General features: G+C 36.4%; 12 protein-coding genes. 3 read left to right on the top strand and 9 right to left on the bottom strand.

Going from position 1 to position 20,677, the window contains the following annotated elements; genetic code table 11:
* Positions 1-638 precede the first annotated feature (638 nt).
* The 9 genes from BLW74_RS21060 to BLW74_RS21020 form a co-directional block, all read right to left on the bottom strand.
* Positions 639-1,016, bottom strand: coding sequence for a VanZ family protein (locus tag BLW74_RS21060; protein ID WP_089696512.1), 378 nt, complete (start codon positions 1,014-1,016; stop codon positions 639-641).
* Positions 991-1,368 (bottom strand): glycine cleavage system protein GcvH, encoded by a 378-nt coding sequence (gcvH, locus tag BLW74_RS21055; protein ID WP_089696510.1) that lies wholly within the window; start codon positions 1,366-1,368, stop codon positions 991-993. The genes BLW74_RS21060 and gcvH overlap by 26 nt, the downstream gene beginning before the upstream one ends.
* A 95-nt stretch (positions 1,369-1,463) precedes the next feature.
* Positions 1,464-5,099 carry a T9SS type A sorting domain-containing protein gene (locus BLW74_RS21050; RefSeq protein WP_089696506.1) on the bottom strand — a complete coding sequence of 1,212 codons (3,636 nt, stop codon included), beginning with the start codon at positions 5,097-5,099 and terminating at the stop codon, positions 1,464-1,466.
* Complete coding sequence (locus BLW74_RS22735; protein WP_227413343.1) at positions 5,096-6,001, bottom strand: hypothetical protein; 906 nt, start codon at positions 5,999-6,001, stop codon at positions 5,096-5,098. The genes BLW74_RS21050 and BLW74_RS22735 overlap by 4 nt, the downstream gene beginning before the upstream one ends.
* Before the next feature lie 211 nt (positions 6,002-6,212).
* The gene (sov, locus tag BLW74_RS21040; RefSeq protein ID WP_089696502.1) at positions 6,213-13,268 is read right to left on the bottom strand and encodes a T9SS outer membrane translocon Sov/SprA; all 7,056 of its coding nucleotides are present in this window, start codon (positions 13,266-13,268) and stop codon (positions 6,213-6,215) included.
* Between the two features lie 57 nt (positions 13,269-13,325).
* A complete protein-coding gene (ruvA, locus tag BLW74_RS21035) occupies positions 13,326-13,910 on the bottom strand; it encodes a Holliday junction branch migration protein RuvA (protein WP_089696499.1) in 585 nt (194 codons plus the stop codon).
* A gap of 196 nt (positions 13,911-14,106) precedes the next feature.
* Positions 14,107-16,392, bottom strand: a complete 2,286-nt coding sequence (locus tag BLW74_RS21030; RefSeq protein WP_089696495.1) for an NADP-dependent malic enzyme — start codon at positions 16,390-16,392, stop codon at positions 14,107-14,109.
* A gap of 16 nt (positions 16,393-16,408) precedes the next feature.
* Entirely contained in the window at positions 16,409-17,260 is an 852-nt protein-coding gene (locus BLW74_RS21025; RefSeq protein WP_089696491.1) for a BadF/BadG/BcrA/BcrD ATPase family protein, read from the bottom strand.
* An 84-nt stretch (positions 17,261-17,344) separates the two neighbouring features.
* Positions 17,345-17,608 (bottom strand): hypothetical protein, encoded by a 264-nt coding sequence (locus BLW74_RS21020; protein WP_089696488.1) that lies wholly within the window; start codon positions 17,606-17,608, stop codon positions 17,345-17,347.
* 356 nt (positions 17,609-17,964) lie between these two features.
* Here BLW74_RS21020 and BLW74_RS21015 point away from each other — a divergent pair, with 356 nt between their 5' ends.
* The 3 genes from BLW74_RS21015 to BLW74_RS21005 are packed head-to-tail and all read left to right on the top strand — an operon-like array spanning position 17,965 to position 20,640.
* Positions 17,965-18,423, top strand: coding sequence for a GtrA family protein (locus BLW74_RS21015; protein ID WP_089696485.1), 459 nt, complete (start codon positions 17,965-17,967; stop codon positions 18,421-18,423).
* Positions 18,424-18,426: 3 nt separating this feature from the next.
* Positions 18,427-19,164, top strand: a complete 738-nt coding sequence (locus BLW74_RS21010; RefSeq protein WP_089696481.1) for a lysophospholipid acyltransferase family protein — start codon at positions 18,427-18,429, stop codon at positions 19,162-19,164.
* Positions 19,165-19,194: 30 nt separating this feature from the next.
* Positions 19,195-20,640: an MFS transporter gene (locus BLW74_RS21005; RefSeq protein WP_089696478.1), complete on the top strand. Its 1,446-nt coding sequence runs from the start codon at positions 19,195-19,197 to the stop codon at positions 20,638-20,640.
* The last annotated feature ends 37 nt before the right edge of the window (positions 20,641-20,677 follow it).

Below are 20,677 nucleotides of genomic sequence, written 5' to 3'. Positions count from 1 at the left end.
GGGTTAAAGAGTTTCTATTGAATATGTACAATAGATACATGACATTATATACTTAAGGTTATTACCGCAGATCGCACGGATTTGTAATGTGGACAGCGGATACAAAATATATAAGGAAGAGTTGATCTTAATTAGGATGCTTCGACGCTGCTCAGTATGACACTGCCAATACTAACTGCGAAAAAACTTAGACATTCTACCCTCGTTTTACACCCTTAAAGTTCCGGTGAATAAGTCTGGATTCCTACGGAATGAGATCATGGGAATAGCAGTATATCTTTACTATGGTTTGTATAAGAATTAGATTTAAAAACTCCAGACTGATTATTGAAATCCAGCAATCAGGAACTCGCAACTTTATAATCCGAGCCCCGAAACTTATCATTTATAATTGACATACCCTTCCCTAGCCCTGATAGGAATGGTTACCCCACAGCTTGCGGAAGAAGGCTGCTGGACTTGAGGATGGAGGGCGATGGCGCGAGGAGTAAGAATGGATAGCAGGATACAGCTCCTGTTAATCTTAGGGCGTGAGAGAGTGCGGGTAAGCTTGAAAGGTTGAAAGTTGGAGGGATGAAGAGAAAGTAAGAAGGCAGAGGAGAAATATGAAATCGTGAGATGTTTTGGATGTAATAAAGCTAAAAGAAACGCTTGACTAACATCTTATAGGCATAGTATCCTAGCAGACATCCTACAGTATCCGCCACGATGTCCAGGGTTTCCATAGATCTTCCTAATCCCATTTCTTCCTGCAGAATTTCTGTAAGAAACGCATAGATAAGGATGATCTGAAAATAATATGAGAATTTTATCCTGGGAAATGCAGCAATGAAGCAGAAACCCAAAGCGGCAAATATACTTAGATGCAAAACCTTGTCGATACCGGTGAACATGAACCAGTACTCCTGGTTTTCTTCCCCTGGCTTGAGAAGCATATAAGTAAGAAATGCCCAATAAATGGGCAATATCTTACTAAATATTTTTGAAATCTTATCCAATGATTGCTTTGTAATCATCTGCAGAAAGTAACTCAGACTGATCTGCCCCATCAGCAATTTCCAATTTGATAATCCATCCATCGCCATAAGGATCTGTATTCAGCAATTCAGGCTGACCTTCTAAGTCTGCATTGAATTCAATCACTTTTCCTGCGATAGGTAAGAATAGATCTGAAACCGTCTTTACTGCTTCTACACTTCCGAAAACGTCTCCTCCATTAAGCTCATCATCTACCGTATCAACGTCTACATAAACGATGTCTCCAAGTTCTCCCTGAGCGAAGTCTGTAATACCGATTGTAGCTACATTACCTTCGATCTTGATCCATTCGTGATCTTTCGTGTACTTTAATTCTGATGGTGTGTTCATTTTTAAATTTTTATTTTGTACAAATGTATTCAAAATTCTAAAAGGTTCAAAGCATAAATAAGTAACTTAAAGAAATTTTGAATGAAAATAAAAAATTATTTTTTGATAATCTTATTAAGATAGTTCTTTCCATTTGAATCTATTAGTGTGACCATGTAAATTCCTGCAGGATATTGAGATAAATTCACCTCAACAGATTTCACAGATGATATATCTCTGGTTATTATCTTCTTAGCATCTATTGAATATATTTCTAAAGTTTTAAAGCTTTTACCATTAAGATCAATATTCAGTATGTCTTTGGTAGGATTAGGATATAGCTTCACTCCCTTATCAATAACAAACTGTTGGTTTGAGTTACTATCATTAAGTACAATTTCGCCATAATATGGCTTAACTCCAAATTTATCACCAGCCTGCTTAAGATATAATGTCTCATTTGGTGTTTGTGTTATTTTTGGATTAAGCATATCATCAAAGGTAAGTGAACATGCAGGTATATCACTTGGTAAAGGTTGTTGTGCTATTGCATGAAATTCTATCCCACTTGTAGCTGAAACACTAAAGCCAGGCTTCATAACAACAGAATACTTTCCATACGTAGATACACTCTTATATCCCGTCAACTGCTGTGTTTTATCATCTAAAATCACTGTTTTTGTATCATATGTTGTTGCATTATAATCAGATCCATCGTTAGGAGACCTGAATAAAAACATATTCAAATTAGTACCTGCCAAATTCTTAAATTCTTCTCTTCCATTAGTAACGGCTCCACTGCTAAAGTAATAATTATCCAATTTTTTCGGGCGATGATAAGCCGACGAGTAAAATACCTGATCATTATAAGTTGTATATGGATGTGCCAAATAATCTACTTCTCTTATACTAAACATTCTTTGTTTAATATCACCACCTTCTTTATAATCATCACTTATTATATATTGATCATTAAATCCACCAACATCACTCCATTTAAGTGAAGTCATTTTATCTTTCATCCAATTTCCATTATTATCTTTTTTGAAATTCACATAACTATAATTGGGGTACTCACTACCTGGATTGCTTTGCCATAGTAATTTACTTAACTTTATAATTTCATTATTTTTCATAATAAAATTAGACCCATTACCCAAATATATAGTCTTAAAATCAACAGGCATAGTAATATGAGAAGAACTGGAAGAATTATTTGATAAATCTAATTGCATGAGCTCATAAGATCCTGATCCATTATTATTTCTATAAACAATATTATACAAATCATTAGATCTTTCTGATATAAATAAAGGATCATAAAAGTAATTTGTAGCTGGAGCAGATAAAAATTGATTTGATAATGACGCTCTTAAATTAAATGCCGGTGAATTTGAAACGAAGTTATAGATATCAATTTTGTTTTGTCCTGACGGCTGTATAAAAACTTTATTTCCAATAATTTTTGTAAATACACCAGAAGTTCCATTTGCTATTGAAGTTGCCTCCATCAGCCAGCTGCCATTCTGCTCATTATAGAAGCAAGAATATATTTTATTAACGAGATTGGAATTTTCCTTTATTGACAACATTAAGCGTCCGTTATCAAAATCATAATATTTTAAAATAGTAAGATTCTGCTGATTGTAAAAAAGTGTTTTATAGTTTTCATATACGAGTTCATTATTTACTATTTTATAAGATTGAATTTCAAATGTTTTATATATAGCACCTGATGTGTTTTTTCTCCATTCCTCAATAAGGATATGGACTCTATTGTCACTAACCCCCACAACATCTACCACAAAGCTAAAAACCTGACCATTGGATCCTGGATTCTTTATTTGTATTTTCGCAGGTTTTACATACTTTATCTTATTACAATCTATTACTTTATATATCCCCCAAAGCTGCAAATTAGGCAAAAAATTATTTATATTAAATTCATATATATCGTAGATATTCTCACTCATAGCAAACGTACTTTTATTAGGAGCCATAACTGATCTATAATAATTAAAATTTACATCTACCTGCTGCTGATAATTCCCAGATCCATTAAATTCTTTTAAATAAATTTTCTTTCCCCATGTATTAGCCGGATGCACCCTTACTCCATTGATGTCTATGGGCTCATCTTCCCAATTTGTTGGCTGAGGATTACCTCCTGGAGTATTACCATCTATTGGCGCACCAATTTGAATATTATAACCAGTAGGACAATATGGTCCTATAGATTGTACGTTTGTTCCATTAGGGTTCAACCATGGAGACATTGAATAATAATTATTTGAAAATCTTGAATAGTAGGTATAATATGTGGGACCTGTAGCACTATAAAGATTCGGATTATCACAATTGAAAACAGCTGGATCCGGGCCTGTTGATAAAGACCCTATCAACCTATCGAAACTGTTAAATAACGGAGAGCCTGAAGATCCTTTCTCCACAATTCCATTTCTCCATGAATTTTGTAAGAATGTCCCTTGTGTATTGAGGGAAAAGGGAACACTATACCCGCCAAATAATATTGGGTTATTACCCGTCACCGGATATACATCCTGAACCATAGATATTTTTTTCACATCACCTTTAGGATGATGTACTCCATATGAATTGGTAGGATTTATTGAATATGCATTAGGATTATTATCCCATCCTGCATAGCAAACTTTATATTGAGCCAAAAGACTTGGTGTTATATTAAGTTTTATTAATGCATAATCTAAAGAGGTAGCGGGACTTTGTGTCAACAAGGTACAACCAAAGACTGAGGTATTAGATAATGAAGCCGGGGCATCTGCTCCGTTACTATTACAAGACAGTGCTTCATAATTAAATAAAGTAATCAACTCTGTACTCCAATTTATATTATTATTTGCAGCTTCGTATCCTAAGCAATGTGCCGCCGTCAAAAAATAAGGCTCTCCGTTTTGGGCTGTATTGTTCATCAGGTTTCCTGAGCAAGTAGCTGAATATTTATGCGTATTTGTTCCCCATTGGTATATGGGATATAACATTAAGCCTACAGATTTTATATTTCTTGACTTATTCTCAGCTACATTAAATACACATGCTACATTTTTATGACAATTACCTGCTGTACCATATTCTCCACCATAAAAATCAGTAAAAGAGTGAATGATTTTTTCTGTAATTAATACTGGCTTTTCACTACCATCTACAGGATAAGAAAGCTCTATATAAAAAGTATTTCCAGGTATTGGCTGTGTTCCAAATTCTAATCCTTTATTTTGAGCATTTGGATTATTTTTATCGTTAAACTCACCCAAGATAAAGCCATTTTCTGCATACAAAAATAGTTTACTATCTTTTGTCAAAAAATATTTCTTGAAATAAATTTGCAATGCTTTGGCATCGGACGAAGTAATCTTATATAAGTAATAATACCTTCCATCATACTCAATTCTATTATTATCGTCTGTTATATTGACCTCTTTATAAAAGGCTTTCCCATAAATATTTTGATTTACGTAAGCTTCATCTTTCAAAAGAGAAACTTCATCCATTATCTCTTGATTGTTAAAGTCTTTTGTTTCAAAAGTTTTAATATTTTCTTTTAATTCTAATAAAGGAATCAGATTTCCTAAAGAGTTCTTATACTCTTCTCTATGTGTAATACGGCGCTCGGAAGATAGTTTATCATATAGAAACGGATAACCATTATCCCCTACCTGAGATTTTACAAAACTCAAACAGAATAAAAAAATTATAATTAAATATTTCATCATTTATTTTTTATATTTTTTTTCAATTCCTCAATTTCTTCTGCTTGTTTCTTCAACTGCTTATTTTGTTCAATTGTATATAAAGTTAATTCTTCAATCTTCTGTAAAAGCTTGATTTGAAATTCCCCAACATTTACACCTTCTTTCTCCATTTCTTTAGCTGAAGCAATTTCAGGAAGGTGTTTTTTTTCTTTGATGTGCTTTTCAATATCTTCCAGTTTAGGAAGATTATAATTTTCATCAAAGACAAAGTCTGCAGTTGGTGTTAAAGTTACTTTTACTTCTTTAGCTTCCAGTTTTCCATACACAGCCGTATTGCCATAAAAAATACTTTTCTTATCCGCTGTATAAAAACTAACAATGTTATTAGTATAATCCTTTCCTACATAAAAATAATCTATATTATCTTTGGGACCTACTGCTCCAAATTGTCCTATATTATTTGAAACAGAGGTATCAACAAATCCGTAACCTCTAGCCCAGTAGGTATCGTAAGATCTAATGGCCGCACCTGACACTGGTGCACCTTCTGATACTAAAAATCTATTCTCAATATCCAATGTTGCTTTAGGTGTACTTGCTTTTACTCCAACATTTCCATTTACGAACATCTGACCATCGTGCCTTAAAGAAAAAGTAATATCTTCTGTACCCGTTCCGAAAATGATATTTTTCATAAAATATCTTTCTGGGTTTCTTAAATGATTGGTTCTTAATTCAAAGTTATTTGAACCTACACCGCCACCTTCATATATTGTTAATTTTGATTGGGGATCTGCAATCCCAATTCCTACGTTATTAGAGGTAGGTGTAGAACTTTGATTAACAAGACCTGAGGGTGTATATAATTGTGCAGAAGTAAATTGAGCAAATAAAACCCCAATAATAAATAATTTTCTTTTCATATTTTTTAAATTAATTTTTATGCAATTTAATATTTTAAAATCATATAAATCACAGCGTAAAGAATTAAATTGTCTCTTTTCTGTATTTTCTTCTTTTCAATAAATATTATTCAAAAGTAGTCACCAAAATCGGAAAAAAATGTCGTATAAAATTTTTACAAAAAAAAAAGATTCCTTTTTGAAAAAGGAATCTTTTTTTAAAATTATTATCTTAGAATCCACCACCGGACTCTCCGAATGTAAATGTGGCAGAAATACCTGCCCTTACGGTTGACAGCGGGAATGCTGTGGAGATCTTATACTTTGAGGTCATCTGTTCGTAGAATACTCTCAGGTTAAGATTCTCTGAAACATTATAGTCTGCGGAAAGCTTGATATTCATTAGTCTCTGCCCTCCTGTTACCTGTGCATCATTAAGCAGAATATTCATAATAGAAGTCTTACTATCTCTTAGAGAAATATCTCCTCTGATATTAAGATCGCTTCCTTTTCCTCTGGTTCCTCTTCCTCTGATATTGGCTGTTCCCAGTCTGAAGTTTCTGATAATATATCCTAGTCTTACTACATATTCTGTATTGGCATCCTCGGTAAGCGTCTGGTTCACCAATCCCAATACCATCATTCTTGTTTTGTTATACTGTATTCCGAACTGCATATTGTTTCTCATAGTAACATCCACTCCAATAAGCGGAGAGAAGGATTCTACATATCCTACCTGTGAGAAAGTATAAGGGTTGATCTTATCTCCTGCATTTTTAAGTACGTTACCTGCATCGTCTACGGTCTGATAATATCCGCCAGGGTTACCATGGTAATCTACATTGCTTTGAATACCTGTTGCTGTATAAGTTGCTGTATAGCCATGCAGGATATCAAACTTTGTGAACTGGCCACTGATGATTGGAATATTTTTTAATCCTGAATACACAATTCTCCAGTTGGGTAGCGGGAATCCTGATTTCTTGGGGTTGGTCATCGGAGTTACTGATTTACCTTCCATAGCGGCTCTAAAGGCAGGAATTAACACATAGGCATTTCCAATACTGTAATGCTGCGCAAATCCATTGTTATCCAATACTGCTCCCGAGCCTCCCAGCTGTTGAGAAAGCGCTCTTGCATTTTCTCGGATTGCCTGGTACACTGCCTGTCCATCTTTAAATGATGTACCAAGAAGCATTGTTGTGTTGGAGTAGGTTGTAGATTCACTCGCAAAAGTATAGTCAGGATCCGGCACTCCGTTGTTGGTATAGTTAAAGCCTGTATGTGAGAAGTTACTGTTAAAAGTATGCAATACATTCAGATCTACTCTTAAATCATTCATCGGCATTACCTGTAAGTCTGCCCTCAATTCCTTGGTCGACATTCTTATATAGGGATCAGTCATGTAGTTAGAACCACTCACCCATCCGTTTTCCATTACCGTTCTTCTGATATCGGCCTGTGATCCAAATAGGAACCCGATTGTTGGTCCTCCTAATGTCTGCCCGTAACCATACCAGTTGGGAGCGGACAATAATCCCGGAAGTACAGTACCATTTGTTTCGTTATAGCTTACATTCAACTGTTTGAAAGAAGTCAGCAAGAATGCTGCACTCTGAAGTGGGGTAAGCCTGTTTTTAAATTTATACTTCTTGTATCTGTATCTGTTTTTCTCCCATTGCTTGGTATATACATTGTTCAGGGAATCCATCTCCTGTCTGCGTTTCTGAAGCTTGGCATTTATATTTTTAAAATAATTAAACTGTCCGAAGAATTTAGGAAGATCTGCAGAACCTGTTACCTGAATAACGTTGGTATTTTGCCCCACAGATCCTAAGCTTGCAGATTGGTTAGTCTGAGGATCCACAAATCCAAGCAAAGAGGTAGATCTTGCTGCCCAGTTGTAGGTAAAACCATATCCTACTTCTGCCTCAATGAAATCAAGATAAGGCAGATACTGGAACGGCAGCCTGTAGTTCAACTGTGCTTTGTGATTATACAGTACAGGTCTTCCCGCTCTGAATACATTTCCAAAAATAGACTTGTTATCCATGGAATTTACATCCAGATTATCATTAAGGGTTCTGGTTGCAGAATTAATCTCCAGCTTTAATGATTTCGTGAAATTGAATCCTAACCCATACTGCCATCCGAAGAAGAAGTTTCGGTTTCTGATGGCATCGAAGTTATTATTCATATCTCCATTTAGGATCGCTTCTACGTTTCTGAATTCAAGTTCATTATAATTTCTATCAATTTCAGTCCTGAAAGATATTCTTGTAGGAATCGGGTTAATATTAAACTCTTTTATCCATCTCAGATATTTGGTAGATTTAGCCGTATCGCTGATCATTTTATTGAAAGGCTTTATTGTCCAGGGTTTGAACGAATAATTATAATCAATATATCCTCTCAGGTATTGTCTGTAATTCTTTTTTGTATAGATATCCCTGAAATAGTCATCGTTATAACCAACGGTCACGGAAACGTTTTCAATATCATAAAACTTAGGCTTTTTATTAGGGTTTACTCTTTCTTTATGCATGTTAACAATACTTATACTTCTCTGCTGAGTATATGTTCTTGCTATTTTTTTCAACTGATCCTTATTAGGAGCTTTATTGAATTCTACGTCGGTATCAAGAGGATTGTATTTCGGATCCTCAATAGTTTGCGAGTAAGAATAGTTTAAAGGAATTTTCACCCCTGTTTTTTCAGGAAGGAATTTATCCAGATTAACTGCAGTATTAATGCTGAATGAAGACTGAGTAGACTGTGTTCTTTCCGCTGGTTTTGAATCAATATTTCCGAAACCAACCGATGTGTAAGAACCTGTTGCGTTCACTGTTGCCAGGTCTCCCATATTAAAGTTTAAGCTGGCATTTCCTGCATAACCTCCATCGTTCTCAATTTCAGAAAGACGAATTTCGTTTACCCATAGCACTCTATCTAAATTAGTTAAAACACCTCCTCTCTCTACACCATTTCTTACACCAATTACAATAGTAGTAATATTTCCTAAACTTGGCCGTCCTTTAATATAAATCCTTTTCGAATTGGCACCTCCATCAAGAACTTTATCTAAAATTCTATCTGTAATTTTAACTCCAGATTTATCTCTTCTGATCTTCGCATCTACAAAGTTTTGAATATCAAAATCAACATCATTTTCCATTGGCCAAATCTCCATTGGTGTAGTTGCTGTAGTAGGAGTCATATAAAGAGATGCTTCATATTCATAATAATTATCCGTAGCATCTGTTCCGAAGCGAATAAAGAACTTCGTTTTATCGTCCATTCCAATTACTCTGTTCAATGGATCGTGAGCGTGAACAAAAAGCTTTAGCTTTTTATATCTTCTCATATCCAAAGTTGTATTTTTGAACACCCCACGAGCCTGAGCATTTGTAAGTTTATTAGCCTTTAAATATAGAGAGGCTTCATTTTGTCTTTGAGCTCCAGCATTTCCACTCAATACTTGTCTGTCAATACCTGGAGGTAAAACATACGGAGGCTGATTTAATGCATTCTCTTCAATATTTACACTTCCAATATCTAAATCGGATGTATCCACATCCACACTTCCTTCATCTGTTGACGGATCTGCATTTGTTGAACTATAAAGTGCTAAGTTTCTAGGATACTTTCTCCAATCTGATCTTACAAGATCCATGGTTCCGAATCTTAAAGTAGATGTCTGATCAAATCCAGCAAGCATAAGCCTTGCAAATCTTACATTATTCAATACGGCATCCTCATGCGTTCCTTCTTGCTTATCATATTTAGAAACAGGAATTCTGAAAAGATACCATTTAACATCTGAAGTCTGCCCATTCTGGAATGTTGCTTTTACCGTTTTAACATCTACAATATTATTATCTGGTCCCAGAACTAAACTTTGCTGATCCAGCTTGATTACATACTGGTTATAATTTTCAATTTGATCAAGGTTATAATCTTTATTGATATCTTCGGCATCCGGAGTTTGTGAAGCAACGTTCAGCGAGTTCGCTTCTGAATTTCCTTCAGGGTTTCTGAAATATTTGTATCGTTCCACCAGTGAAGCAGCCTGGCTACCTGTAAATTTATCAGACAGATAAAACACGAAGTCATCTACTGCAGGGTCAGCAATATTGGTTACCGGATTTACAAATGTATTTCCGAATCTCATAGCCTCCTGATCAGAGGTAAGACCATCGTATCCGGCATCCTGTACTCTTCTTTCATCTCCTTCTGTAGAGAATGCGTACAAAATTGGAGGCTGCTTTGGCTGTACCCCCCAGTTTGAATTGGTAGTAGATGATGGCGTACCCGGAGTTGGCAGGCCGTTTTCATACTGCATTTTTCCATCCTTAAGAACATCTTCTGAAACGTTACCTAAATGAAGTAAAAGTTTTGGATCTGTTCCCAGCGTTTTGCCGTCTGCATAAGGATCCATCATCCAGAATTCTACGTATTCAATGTTTGAAGTAACAAAGTTCGGTACACTGATAGATCTCATAATCCCCGCCCATCTGCTTTGCGCCTGCTCGGTTGATGGGTTTACGTTGTAAGGTCCCTTTTCTTTAGGGAAATAAGAGATATCAAACGTGTTTGTAAAAGTTTGCTCACCTGCTACGAAATCTCTGTTATTGTAAATCTCCGAATACTGTACTCTTCTTGAAGCGTGATTAGATACGGACTGAGGTGTGATTCCTGCCGGAGCTTTTCCACCAACACCCCAGAATCTAGGGTCAATGTTATACCACGTTAATAATCCTCTTCCATATCCGCTGGTTATATCATCGTTACCAGGTACTGTATTAAATGGCGGCAATGTATTTTTTTCCGGCTTTGAAGCTAAACTCCAGGCAGCCGGCTCTTTTAATGAGATTTTAGAGGTGGTTTGTTCAAAATCGTCAATATAGGACTGGTTGTTTGTGCCTTTATTAAGTCCCGGTAACAAATAGGCCGCTTCCATCTTAAAGTTTAAGTTGGATGGTGCTTCAGTTTTTACCATTGGAATTTTATTGGCAAACCGGGTAAGGTAAGGAGCCTGATTATTGTACATCAGGTTGATTCCTGCCATGGTGTTGTTCACCGCTTCTTGTCCGAAGTTTACTTTCTGGGTAAGCGGAGACTCTGAATAATTGATAACTGTTCCTCCTAAGATAAAGTTTTCGCTGAATCTTCTTTCTAAGTTTAATCCTAAGAATCTTTTTCTTTGGGTGTTAAAGGTCAGCTGGTTTTCTAAAGAGATATTGATGGCCTGCCCGGACTGTTTTACATTTTCATTAATGATTGTAACGGTCCCAAGCATATAATCTACTGTATAATCTACTCCTTCCGTAAGCTGAACGCCATTGGCGGCCACTTTTACTGACCCCTGAGGAACGTTTACTGCTCCTAAAGATATACCCTGCCCCTGCGTTCCTTTATATCGTCCCTCAATTGTGTACCATTGAGGCAGAGGTGACTGATTTGGAAGTTTTTGCTTGTCATACAAATCATGAAGAACATATTTGGGATCGTTTCCTACCAAACTCTGCATATAATTACCAAAAGGCTGTACTTTTGTAAAAATTACTCTTCCTGTTTCCGGCCTAATGGTTGTTCCTGGAACAAAATCGAAAATACCGTCTCCTTTACTACCATCTTTATTATTTTGAATATCGTTATTCATATTAAGACGGTCCCAATTCATCAGCTTCAATAAGTTAATATCCTTTACTGGGGTATCTGGAAGATAGTTTACTTTACCTCCAGTCTTTTGGTCTCTATAGTAAATATTAAGAATAAATCCGTCCTGAGCGACCTGTCCGGCATCTATTGAATAGATGTTCTTCATCATAAGAGGCCACATAGGAGATTGTGTATTCACTTTATTATTTACTCTCAATACTTTAGTAATCAGCACTGGACTTTCTTCCGAAAATTCTCCTACTTTATATACTTTATTGCTTCCGTTAACGGTATAAGAGTATGAAACAGCTAAGAGCTGCTGATCATTCAGTTTTTGATTTAATGAAATATACCCAAGCTGCGGCTGAAAGATATATTCATTAGCATTAAGTTTTCTTGCCTTTGTATTGTATATAAATTGTTCTCCGTTATCATAAGGAGTAGGATCTCCCGGAAGGACCTGTCCCTGGAAAATAGTACCGTAGTTTTTTCCTGCTTCTCTGGTTCCTGCTACCGATGAAACTGCATCATATAAACCGTTCAGGGAGTTATCCGGTAAAGTAATCCCTCCGGGACCTTCTCCAAGGTCTCTAATACCGATGATACTTTTCTGATAAGCCAGGTTACTATTTCCCTGATCCAATACCCAAACTTCCAATCTGGTAATATTAATGGTGGAATTGATTTGCGGATAGTTAATTAAAGCATCATCATATTTGTTCAGGAAATAATGTCCTAAAAAGAAGTGCTGGTTCTCTTCATAGTCAATAGCATTCACTTTAAAGTTATTCATAACACCACCCCCCTGTACTACAATATTACGAGCCTCTCCCTGTTGCTGGGAAAGGACTACTGTTCCGAATGTTTTTCCCAGCTGAAATTCTGTTTTCACCCCAAAAAGCGACTGCGAACCACGGATAAGACTGGTGGAAAGCGGCATGTTTACGTTACCGAATTCTACTCGTTTGATGATTTTATCTTCTCCCCCTTCGTTGGGCTTGTCTACATTTCCAAGGCCTTTGCTCTGAAGATCTTTCCAGCTTCCTTTCGCCTGCCAGACGAGATTCATCCTGTTTTCGAAAGCAAAACCACTCTGGGTATCATAATTGGCTTTCAACTGAAGGTTTTCCCCTACTTTACCCAATAATCCCAACTGGATTCTCTGATCAATATCAAAGGTAAAACTGGTTCTGTTTTGCGGCAGAATCATTGGGTTGTCTATTTTCTGGTAAAGACCGGCAAAATCCAGAGATGCATACCCTGAAGGAATGATTTCAATTTTATTACCCCCGAAGATCGTCTCAAAAAGTTTATTATTGATCATTACCGAAGGAATAAGTCCTCTTCTCCTTGCATCTGATTTGTCTCTTCTGAAAAGAAGATTGTATTTGTCAGATTTTTCCTTGTAGTAAGCTTTAGTCTGGGTAGCAAGCATATATTGCTTATACTCTTCCGGAGACATTGCTGTAGGCGGACCCGTAATGGTATTTCCGATTTTCGGATATACATAGTACATCCCGGTTTTTATGTCGTAATAGGCTTCGTACCGCGTAGGGTCGGCCACTTCATATTGTTTTCTTATGATCGCCGTATCTCTCTGCGCCTGTGCAAAAGCACTGACAGACATCAACAGGAACGACAGGAACAAAAATATGTTAAGATGCTTAATATTCGCCACCAAATGTTAAATGTTTTTTAAGATTTGTTTTACCAATTCTTCTACCGAGATGTTTGGATTTTGTTTTATGATTCTATCTGCAATCTTCTCACTTGCTCGTTTAGGAATGCCTAAAACTTCTAATGCAGATAACGATTCTTCCTTGATTTTATTATCCACTATTACAGAAATGTTCGCGTTTGGATCACTGTATTTCTGTACTTTATCTTTGAGATCCACGATGATTCTTTCGGCGGTTTTGGCCCCGATTCCTTTTGCCTTTTGAATTAAAGCACTGTTTCCGGAAAGGATTGCAGAAGCAATTTCATCAAGGCTCAATGTGGACAACAATATAAGTGCTGATACCGCCCCTACTCCATTAACACTTATTAACAGATTGAACATTTCTTTTTCTGAACGTGTGTTAAATCCAAAGAGAAGATGAGCATCTTCCCGGATGATCTGCTGGATAAATAAAAAGGTCTGCTGATTCAAAACCAGCGTCTGTGAGGTCATCAAACTGATTCCCACGTAGTAACCAACTCCTTGAACATTGATAACTGCGTAGGTAGGCGTAAGTTCTTGGACGTTGCCTTGTAAAGAAAATATCATTATTAATTTTTAAAACTCCCAAATATAGCAATTTAAACTAATTAATGTTTTCATTTCATGTGCGAATGATTTTTAACTTAAATTTCATTTGAGAATTCAATGAATTAACATAAAAGCAAAAGACTCCAAAATTTGGAGTCTTTTATTATTTCAACACTATTACAGCGCTGTTTATTGACAGGAAAACCCATCCGGTTTATTTCTTTTCTCTTCTCTGGGCATCAAGAACAGCAATGGTAGCGAGGTTTACAATTTCATCTACGCTGGAACGCATCTGAAGTACGTGTACCGGCTGCTTTAATCCCATTAAGATAGGTCCGATCACCTGTGCTACTTTCATTCCTCTCAGAATTTTGTAAGAAAGATTGGCACTTTCCAGATTAGGGAAGATGAATGTATTGGCAGGTGTTGTTCCTAATTTGGAGAACGGATAATCGCTCAGGTGATCTGCATTCATTGCAAAATCCGGCTGAATTTCACCATCCACAACCATTTTAGGGAATTTTTCATGAAGGATGCTTACTGCTTTTGCTACTTTTTTAGATGTTTCAGATATGGCAGCAAAGTTTTCGAATCCAAGCATTGCAATTCGTGGTTCAATAGCGAAAGATTTCACTGTAAATTCTGCCATTTTAGCAATATTTACAAGGTCTTCTGCAGTAGGATTCTGATTGATGGAAGTATCTGCGAAGAAAATAGGTTTCTTTTCAGAAAGGATCATCATCATTGCCGCAACTTTGTCTACTCCTTTATCTTTTTCAATCACTTCAAGAACAGGGCGCAGCACTGAAGTATAGTTTTTCGAGAAGCCTACGATAAGCCCGTCAGTATCTCCATGTCTCAGCATAAGCGGCCCGAAATAGTCTCTCTGGCGTACATATCTTTTCGCTTTGTACTCGTTCATGCCTTTTCTCTGGCGAAGTTTCCAAAGGGTTTCTCTGTATTTTTTTCTGTTTTCTTTCTGATCGTCATCACTTGGATCAATAATTGGAACATCCAGCGTAATTCCGTAACGCTCCATCTGCTCCTTGATATATTTTTTGTCTCCTAAAAGGCTTGGGTAAGCAATTCCTTCTTCGTACAGAATTTGCGCCGCTTTTAATACGTTGTATTCTTCAGCATTTCCAAGGGTAATTCTTTTCGGATTGGATTTTGCACGGCTCTGCATCATTCTTACCAATCTTTCATCTCTACCCATTCTGTCTAAAAGCTGGTGCTCATATTCTTCAAAATCCGTAATGGTTTTTCTTGCAACCCCGCTTTCAATAGCCGCCTTTGCCACAGCGCTTGATACTTTTGTGATCAGCCTGTTGTCAAATGGTTTTGGAATAAAATATTCTCTTCCGAACTGAAGGTTCTGAACGTTGTATGCTAAAATTACAGCTTCCGGTACCGGTTCTTTTGCCAGGTCAGCAATAGCGTGTACCGCAGCAAGCTTCATTTCTTCGTTAATTCCTGTAGCCTGTACATCTAATGCACCACGGAAAATATAAGGGAATCCCAATACGTTGTTTACCTGATTAGGATAGTCACTTCTTCCCGTTGCCATAATCACATCTTTACGGGTTTCAAGGGCAAGATCGTAAGCAATTTCCGGATCTGGATTGGCTAAAGCGAATACGATAGGGTTCTCGTTCATGCTTAAAAGCATTTCCGGAGTCATTACATTTCCTTTCGATAATCCTACAAAAACATCAGATCCTTTTACCGCGTCTTCCAATGTTTCAATATCTGTCTCAACGATGAAATCTAATTTTTCAGGAGTAAGGTTTTCTCTTTTATGGTTAATAACCCCTTTACTGTCACACATCAGGACGTTTTCTTTTTTCAGTCCTAATGATATGTAAAGCTTTGTACATGCAATAGCTGCCGCACCTGCTCCATTGACTACCATTTTCACTTTATCAATATCTTTATTGGCAATCTGCAGAGAGTTGATCAATGCTGCTGCTGAAATAATGGCTGTTCCGTGCTGGTCGTCGTGCATTAAAGGAATATTCAATTCCTCTTTCAGTCTTTGTTCTATATAAAAAGCTTCGGGAGCTTTAATATCTTCCAGGTTAATCCCTCCGAAAGTGGGAGCAATACCTTTTACAATTTCAATAAATTTATCGGGATCTTTTTCATCAATCTCAATATCAAAAACGTTGATATCTGCAAAGATTTTAAATAAAAGCCCTTTTCCCTCCATTACCGGCTTTGAAGCTTCTGCACCGATATCTCCCAGTCCAAGTACGGCTGTACCGTTAGAAATTACAGCTACCAGGTTTCCTTTTCCTGTATAATCGTATACAGTTTCAGGTTTATCATGAATTTCCATACAAGGAACAGCTACCCCCGGTGAATAAGCCAGTGACAGGTCTCTCTGAGAAGAGTGAGGCTTGGATGGGATCACTTCAATTTTTCCTTTGGGTTCTGCTTTATGATAATCTAGCGCTGCCTGGCTAAAGTTCCTTTCGTCACGATTGTTGTTACTTGACATAAAATTTTGTTTTTTGTTAAAGTATATATTTAATGTGGTAATCTACTAAGCTTTCAATTGGTTTCTGAACTACATGTCCCACATTTAAATTAAATTCTGCAGCTACTGACCGCAGTACATTTTCATAATAATAAGCAATAGAGCCGATAAAATTAATTTCAGCATCTTTTGATTCTTCATAAGGGAGTACCTGGTATTCAAAGAAATTTTTCATTTCTTCAAAAACCATATCCCTGAAGTAAGGATGATCTTTTCTTTCGATCACAAATTTGGTAAAGTTTGCCAGATAGGCATTGGGTCTTGGGTTATGATACATATTTTGCAATGCATCTTCTATGGTAAGCTGATAATCTGCTTCAAATTCGGTTTTAAGGTCTGAAGGCAGTTTTTTCATGAAATATCTTCTTACCAGCTGCTTTCCAATAGCACTGCCACTCCCTTCATCCCCAATGAGAAATCCCAGTGAAGGTAATTCTATCTTCAGATTTTCACCGTCAAAATAACAAGAATTTGATCCTGTGCCTAGAATGCACACGATAGCAGGCTTTCCGCTGTATGCTGCATAAGCTGCAGCCATCAGATCTTCCTTCACTATAAATTCTGCTTTCAAAAAAACTTTCTTCAATTCTTCTTCAATGGTTTCACAATTTTTTTTCACTCCACATCCGGAACCATAAAAAAAGACTCTTGTAATTGAATTTTTTACGGACATTAGATTGCTATTTTTCTGTATCTCCGGAACGATAAGTTCTCTGTTGATAAAATTCGGATTGAAACCGATTGTTTCAGTTTTCAGAAAAACCTTTTTAAAGTCATCAAGTATTACCCAATCCGATTTAGTAGAACCACTATCTACAATAGCAACCATATTTTAGAATTTAATTTAAGAGTGCTAAATTAGGAATTTATCTTCAATTAGCATTTAAAACAATCTGGAAGCTGTCTAAAATCATTAATGTTTAATCTGTGTTTTTTTTTCGTTGAATTGTATTAACCAATCTTCTATTTCATCTTCTAAATAAGAAGTCTGTAGTACCATTGCATTGATAAAATCATCCGGCACTGGTTCTCCTTTGGAGTTTTCAAGATTCCACAATTCGTTTGACATATTTTCATATTCAGAATACACTCTTTTGAAGCGGGAATTTTCTTTCTCAAGAGCCTCAATATTTTTCTGTTGAAGCTGGAATTTTCTGTATTTGTTTTGACTTTTCATACAAATATTATTAATAATTGGCCATAAAATGTTGGAGTATATGCTCTTAATCGTGCACTACAAGATAGAAAAAACCATCAACACAAGGAGTTGAAAATGAATTTATTATCAGGTCTTTATTACATCATTCTGAATATTAAAATTAGAAATAATTTTTATTAAAAAAAATATTTTAACAACTTTTTTCAGTGTTTAACATATAGTTATAAATTTGCACAATCATATTGTGAAGCTCTGCTGATATTAATATTTTTAAAACAATTATTAGAAGCAGATACTATAATAATGCATTTGCCTTTTCACACCGCAATTATTCCATTATTTACACAGGATGAACAAATTTTTATATTCAATTAATGAAAGAAATACTCATACGTCAGAAACAGGTTTTGTTCTTCATCATTGCAGGAGGGCTAAGCGCTATTGTAGAAATTGGCAGCTTTAAGGTTTTCAGCACCTACCTTCCTCATTTGTTTGCAAGGGAGACTAACTTCTATGGTGTGCATTATCCCTTAAGCAATATTTTTTCTACCAGCTGCGGGATTATTACCAACTACTTTCTGAGCATATGGTTTGTGTTTGAAAGAGGAAAACATTCCAAGAGAAAGGAATTTGCTTATTTTATGGTGGTATCTTTCTTTTCTACTCTGCTCAGCTTAGGTTTCTTCCAGGTATTTTACAGTTTTGTATTTAAAGACAATATCAATTTAATTTTTTATACCTTGAGCCCGGAAATGATCAGCAAAATTGCGGCAATCGTGCTGGTTTCCATTCTTAATTATTCAATAAAGAAGAAAGTAATTTTTAACGGTTAAGCTGTGACAAAAATTTTAAATTATCTCTGGAGATTTTGGCTGCTTCTGTTGGCATTTTTTCTGACAGTATGCATTGGGATTCCGGTCTATATTTTATCCTTCAACAAAAAGCATTATAAGTATGGCTATAAACTGGTCAGGCTCTGGTGCTACGGAATGTTTTACGGAATGGGCTTCCGGTATGATCTGATTAAGCTTTCGGAACAGAAGAAAGATAAAAACATTCCTTATGTATTTATTTCCAATCATACGTCCATTATGGACATTATGCTGGTCTGCATTCTTTTTCCGGATCACCCGATCTGTTTTGTAGGCAAAAAAGAACTGGTGAAAATTCCTATTTTCGGAACCATATATAAAAGGATATGTGTAATGGTAGACAGAGCAAGTGCAAAAAGCCGTGCAGATGTCTACCGAAGATGCGCAGAGAAGATGGAGGAAGGCAACAGTATTGCCATTTTTCCTGAGGGCGGTGTTCCGGATGACACTTCTATAATCCTTGATGATTTTAAGGACGGTGCATTTATGCTGTCTTCGAAGCATCATTCTCCAATAGCTGTTTATACCTTTGTGGGACTTAAGGAAATGTTCCCATTTGAGAACTCAAAAGGTTATCCCGGAAGAGTAAAGGTGTATTTCAATGGAATCATTGAGCCTACAGATTCGCCAAAAGACTTAAAGGCAGAGGCTTATGAGACAATAAAAAAAACCTTAATCAGGTATTCCGTTGAAAGGAAATAGTTATATTTGTTTGTGAAATCTATAATAAATATGTCAAATTATTCTAAACAAACCAATTGGGCCCAATTCATTCCGTTGGTTACTGTATTCTTCTTTTGGGGATTCGTAGCAGCCAGTAATGATATTCTGATCCCTGTTTTTCAAAAAGCCTTCAATCTATCCCAGACAGAAAGCATGCTTGTACAGATCTGCTTTTATGTAGCGTATACTGTAGGTTCTTTAATTTATATGCTTGTATCAAAAAGCCTTAAACAGGATTTGATCAATAAAATCGGGTACAAAAACGGTCTTATTGTGGGACTTCTTATTTCCGCATTGGGAACTTTATTGTTTTACCCGGCCGCTAATATGCACTCTTTCCCATTAATGATCTCCGGATTATTTATTGTAGGTTTAGGCTTCTCTCTTCAGCAGATTGTAGCTAACCCCCTGGCCATTGAGGTAGGTCCTACAGAAACAGGATCTCAAAGGTTAACAATGGCTGGAGGTATTAACAATTTAGGAACTACCATAGGACCGCTTATTGTTGCATTTGCTATTTTTGGTTCTGCCAGCGCAGGTAATACAGAAGCGAGCATAGAAAGCGTAAAAGTGCCTTATCTTATTTTAGGAGCGGCTTTCGCGCTTGTCGCTTTAATGCTTAAATTTTCTTCTCTTCCGGCTATAACTCCCACCAACACAGAGAATACGGATGACAAAATTCCTGGAGAACACAGAACTTCAGCTTTCCAGTATCCTCAATTGGTAATGGGTATGATCGCAATCTTCGTGTATGTAGGAGTGGAAGTATCCACAGCGAGCAACCTTCCTGCCTATATGGAAAAGAATTTAGGATTTGAAACCAAAGAGGTAGCACCTTATATTTCTTTGTACTGGGCTTCATTAATGATAGGCCGTTGGACAGGAGCTATAGAAGCATTTGATGTGAATGCAGGCTTCAAAAAGATTTTAAGATTCCTGGCTCCTTACCTTGCTTTCGGCGTATTCTTACTTGTAAATGCAATTGCCAAACATGATCTGTCTCCTTTTTATGTATATGGATTCATCATTATTGCGATGATTATCTGTGATATTTTAAGCAAAGGAAACCCGGCAAGAATGCTCTTGATCTTCTCTCTGGCAGGGATTACAGCTTTACTGATAGGTATGTGTACTACGGGAATGGTATCTGTGTATGCATTTACCAGTGTAGGACTTTTCTGCTCTACTTTATGGCCATGTATTTTTGCACTAGCAATCAACGGACTTGGAAAGCACACCAACCAGGGTTCCGGGTATCTTATTATGATGATTATGGGTGGAGGTATTGTAAGTTTTATACAGGGGTATATTGCAGATATTACCAATATTCATTTCAGCTATATCGTAGGGGTTATTTGTTTTGCGTATCTTGCATTCTATGCGATCCGTGTAACTGGGATTCTAAAAGCTCAGGGCATCGATCTTGATAAAATATCTAAAGGCAGTGGTCATTAATACAACAAAAACAATATATAAAAAGAAAAGATTTTGG

The sequence above is a fragment of the Chryseobacterium culicis genome (assembly GCF_900108365.1).
Lineage (GTDB): Bacteria > Bacteroidota > Bacteroidia > Flavobacteriales > Weeksellaceae > Chryseobacterium > Chryseobacterium culicis.
This window is presented reverse-complemented; position numbering and strand designations above follow the sequence as displayed.

Excerpts from the sequence above, each read along its gene's own strand:
- BLW74_RS21060 (WP_089696512.1), bottom strand. The coding sequence starts at position 1,016 with ATGATTACAAAGCAATCATTGGATAAGATTTCAAAAATATTTAGTAAG.
- gcvH (WP_089696510.1), bottom strand. The coding sequence starts at position 1,368 with ATGAACACACCATCAGAATTAAAGTACACGAAAGATCACGAATGGATC.
- BLW74_RS21050 (WP_089696506.1), bottom strand. The coding sequence starts at position 5,099 with ATGATGAAATATTTAATTATAATTTTTTTATTCTGTTTGAGTTTTGTA.
- BLW74_RS22735 (WP_227413343.1), bottom strand. The coding sequence starts at position 6,001 with ATGAAAAGAAAATTATTTATTATTGGGGTTTTATTTGCTCAATTTACT.
- sov (WP_089696502.1), bottom strand. The coding sequence starts at position 13,268 with ATGTCTGTCAGTGCTTTTGCACAGGCGCAGAGAGATACGGCGATCATA.
- ruvA (WP_089696499.1), bottom strand. The coding sequence starts at position 13,910 with ATGATATTTTCTTTACAAGGCAACGTCCAAGAACTTACGCCTACCTAC.
- BLW74_RS21030 (WP_089696495.1), bottom strand. The coding sequence starts at position 16,392 with ATGTCAAGTAACAACAATCGTGACGAAAGGAACTTTAGCCAGGCAGCG.
- BLW74_RS21025 (WP_089696491.1), bottom strand. The coding sequence starts at position 17,260 with ATGGTTGCTATTGTAGATAGTGGTTCTACTAAATCGGATTGGGTAATA.
- BLW74_RS21020 (WP_089696488.1), bottom strand. The coding sequence starts at position 17,608 with ATGAAAAGTCAAAACAAATACAGAAAATTCCAGCTTCAACAGAAAAAT.
- BLW74_RS21015 (WP_089696485.1), top strand. The coding sequence starts at position 17,965 with ATGAAAGAAATACTCATACGTCAGAAACAGGTTTTGTTCTTCATCATT.
- BLW74_RS21005 (WP_089696478.1), top strand. The coding sequence starts at position 19,195 with ATGTCAAATTATTCTAAACAAACCAATTGGGCCCAATTCATTCCGTTG.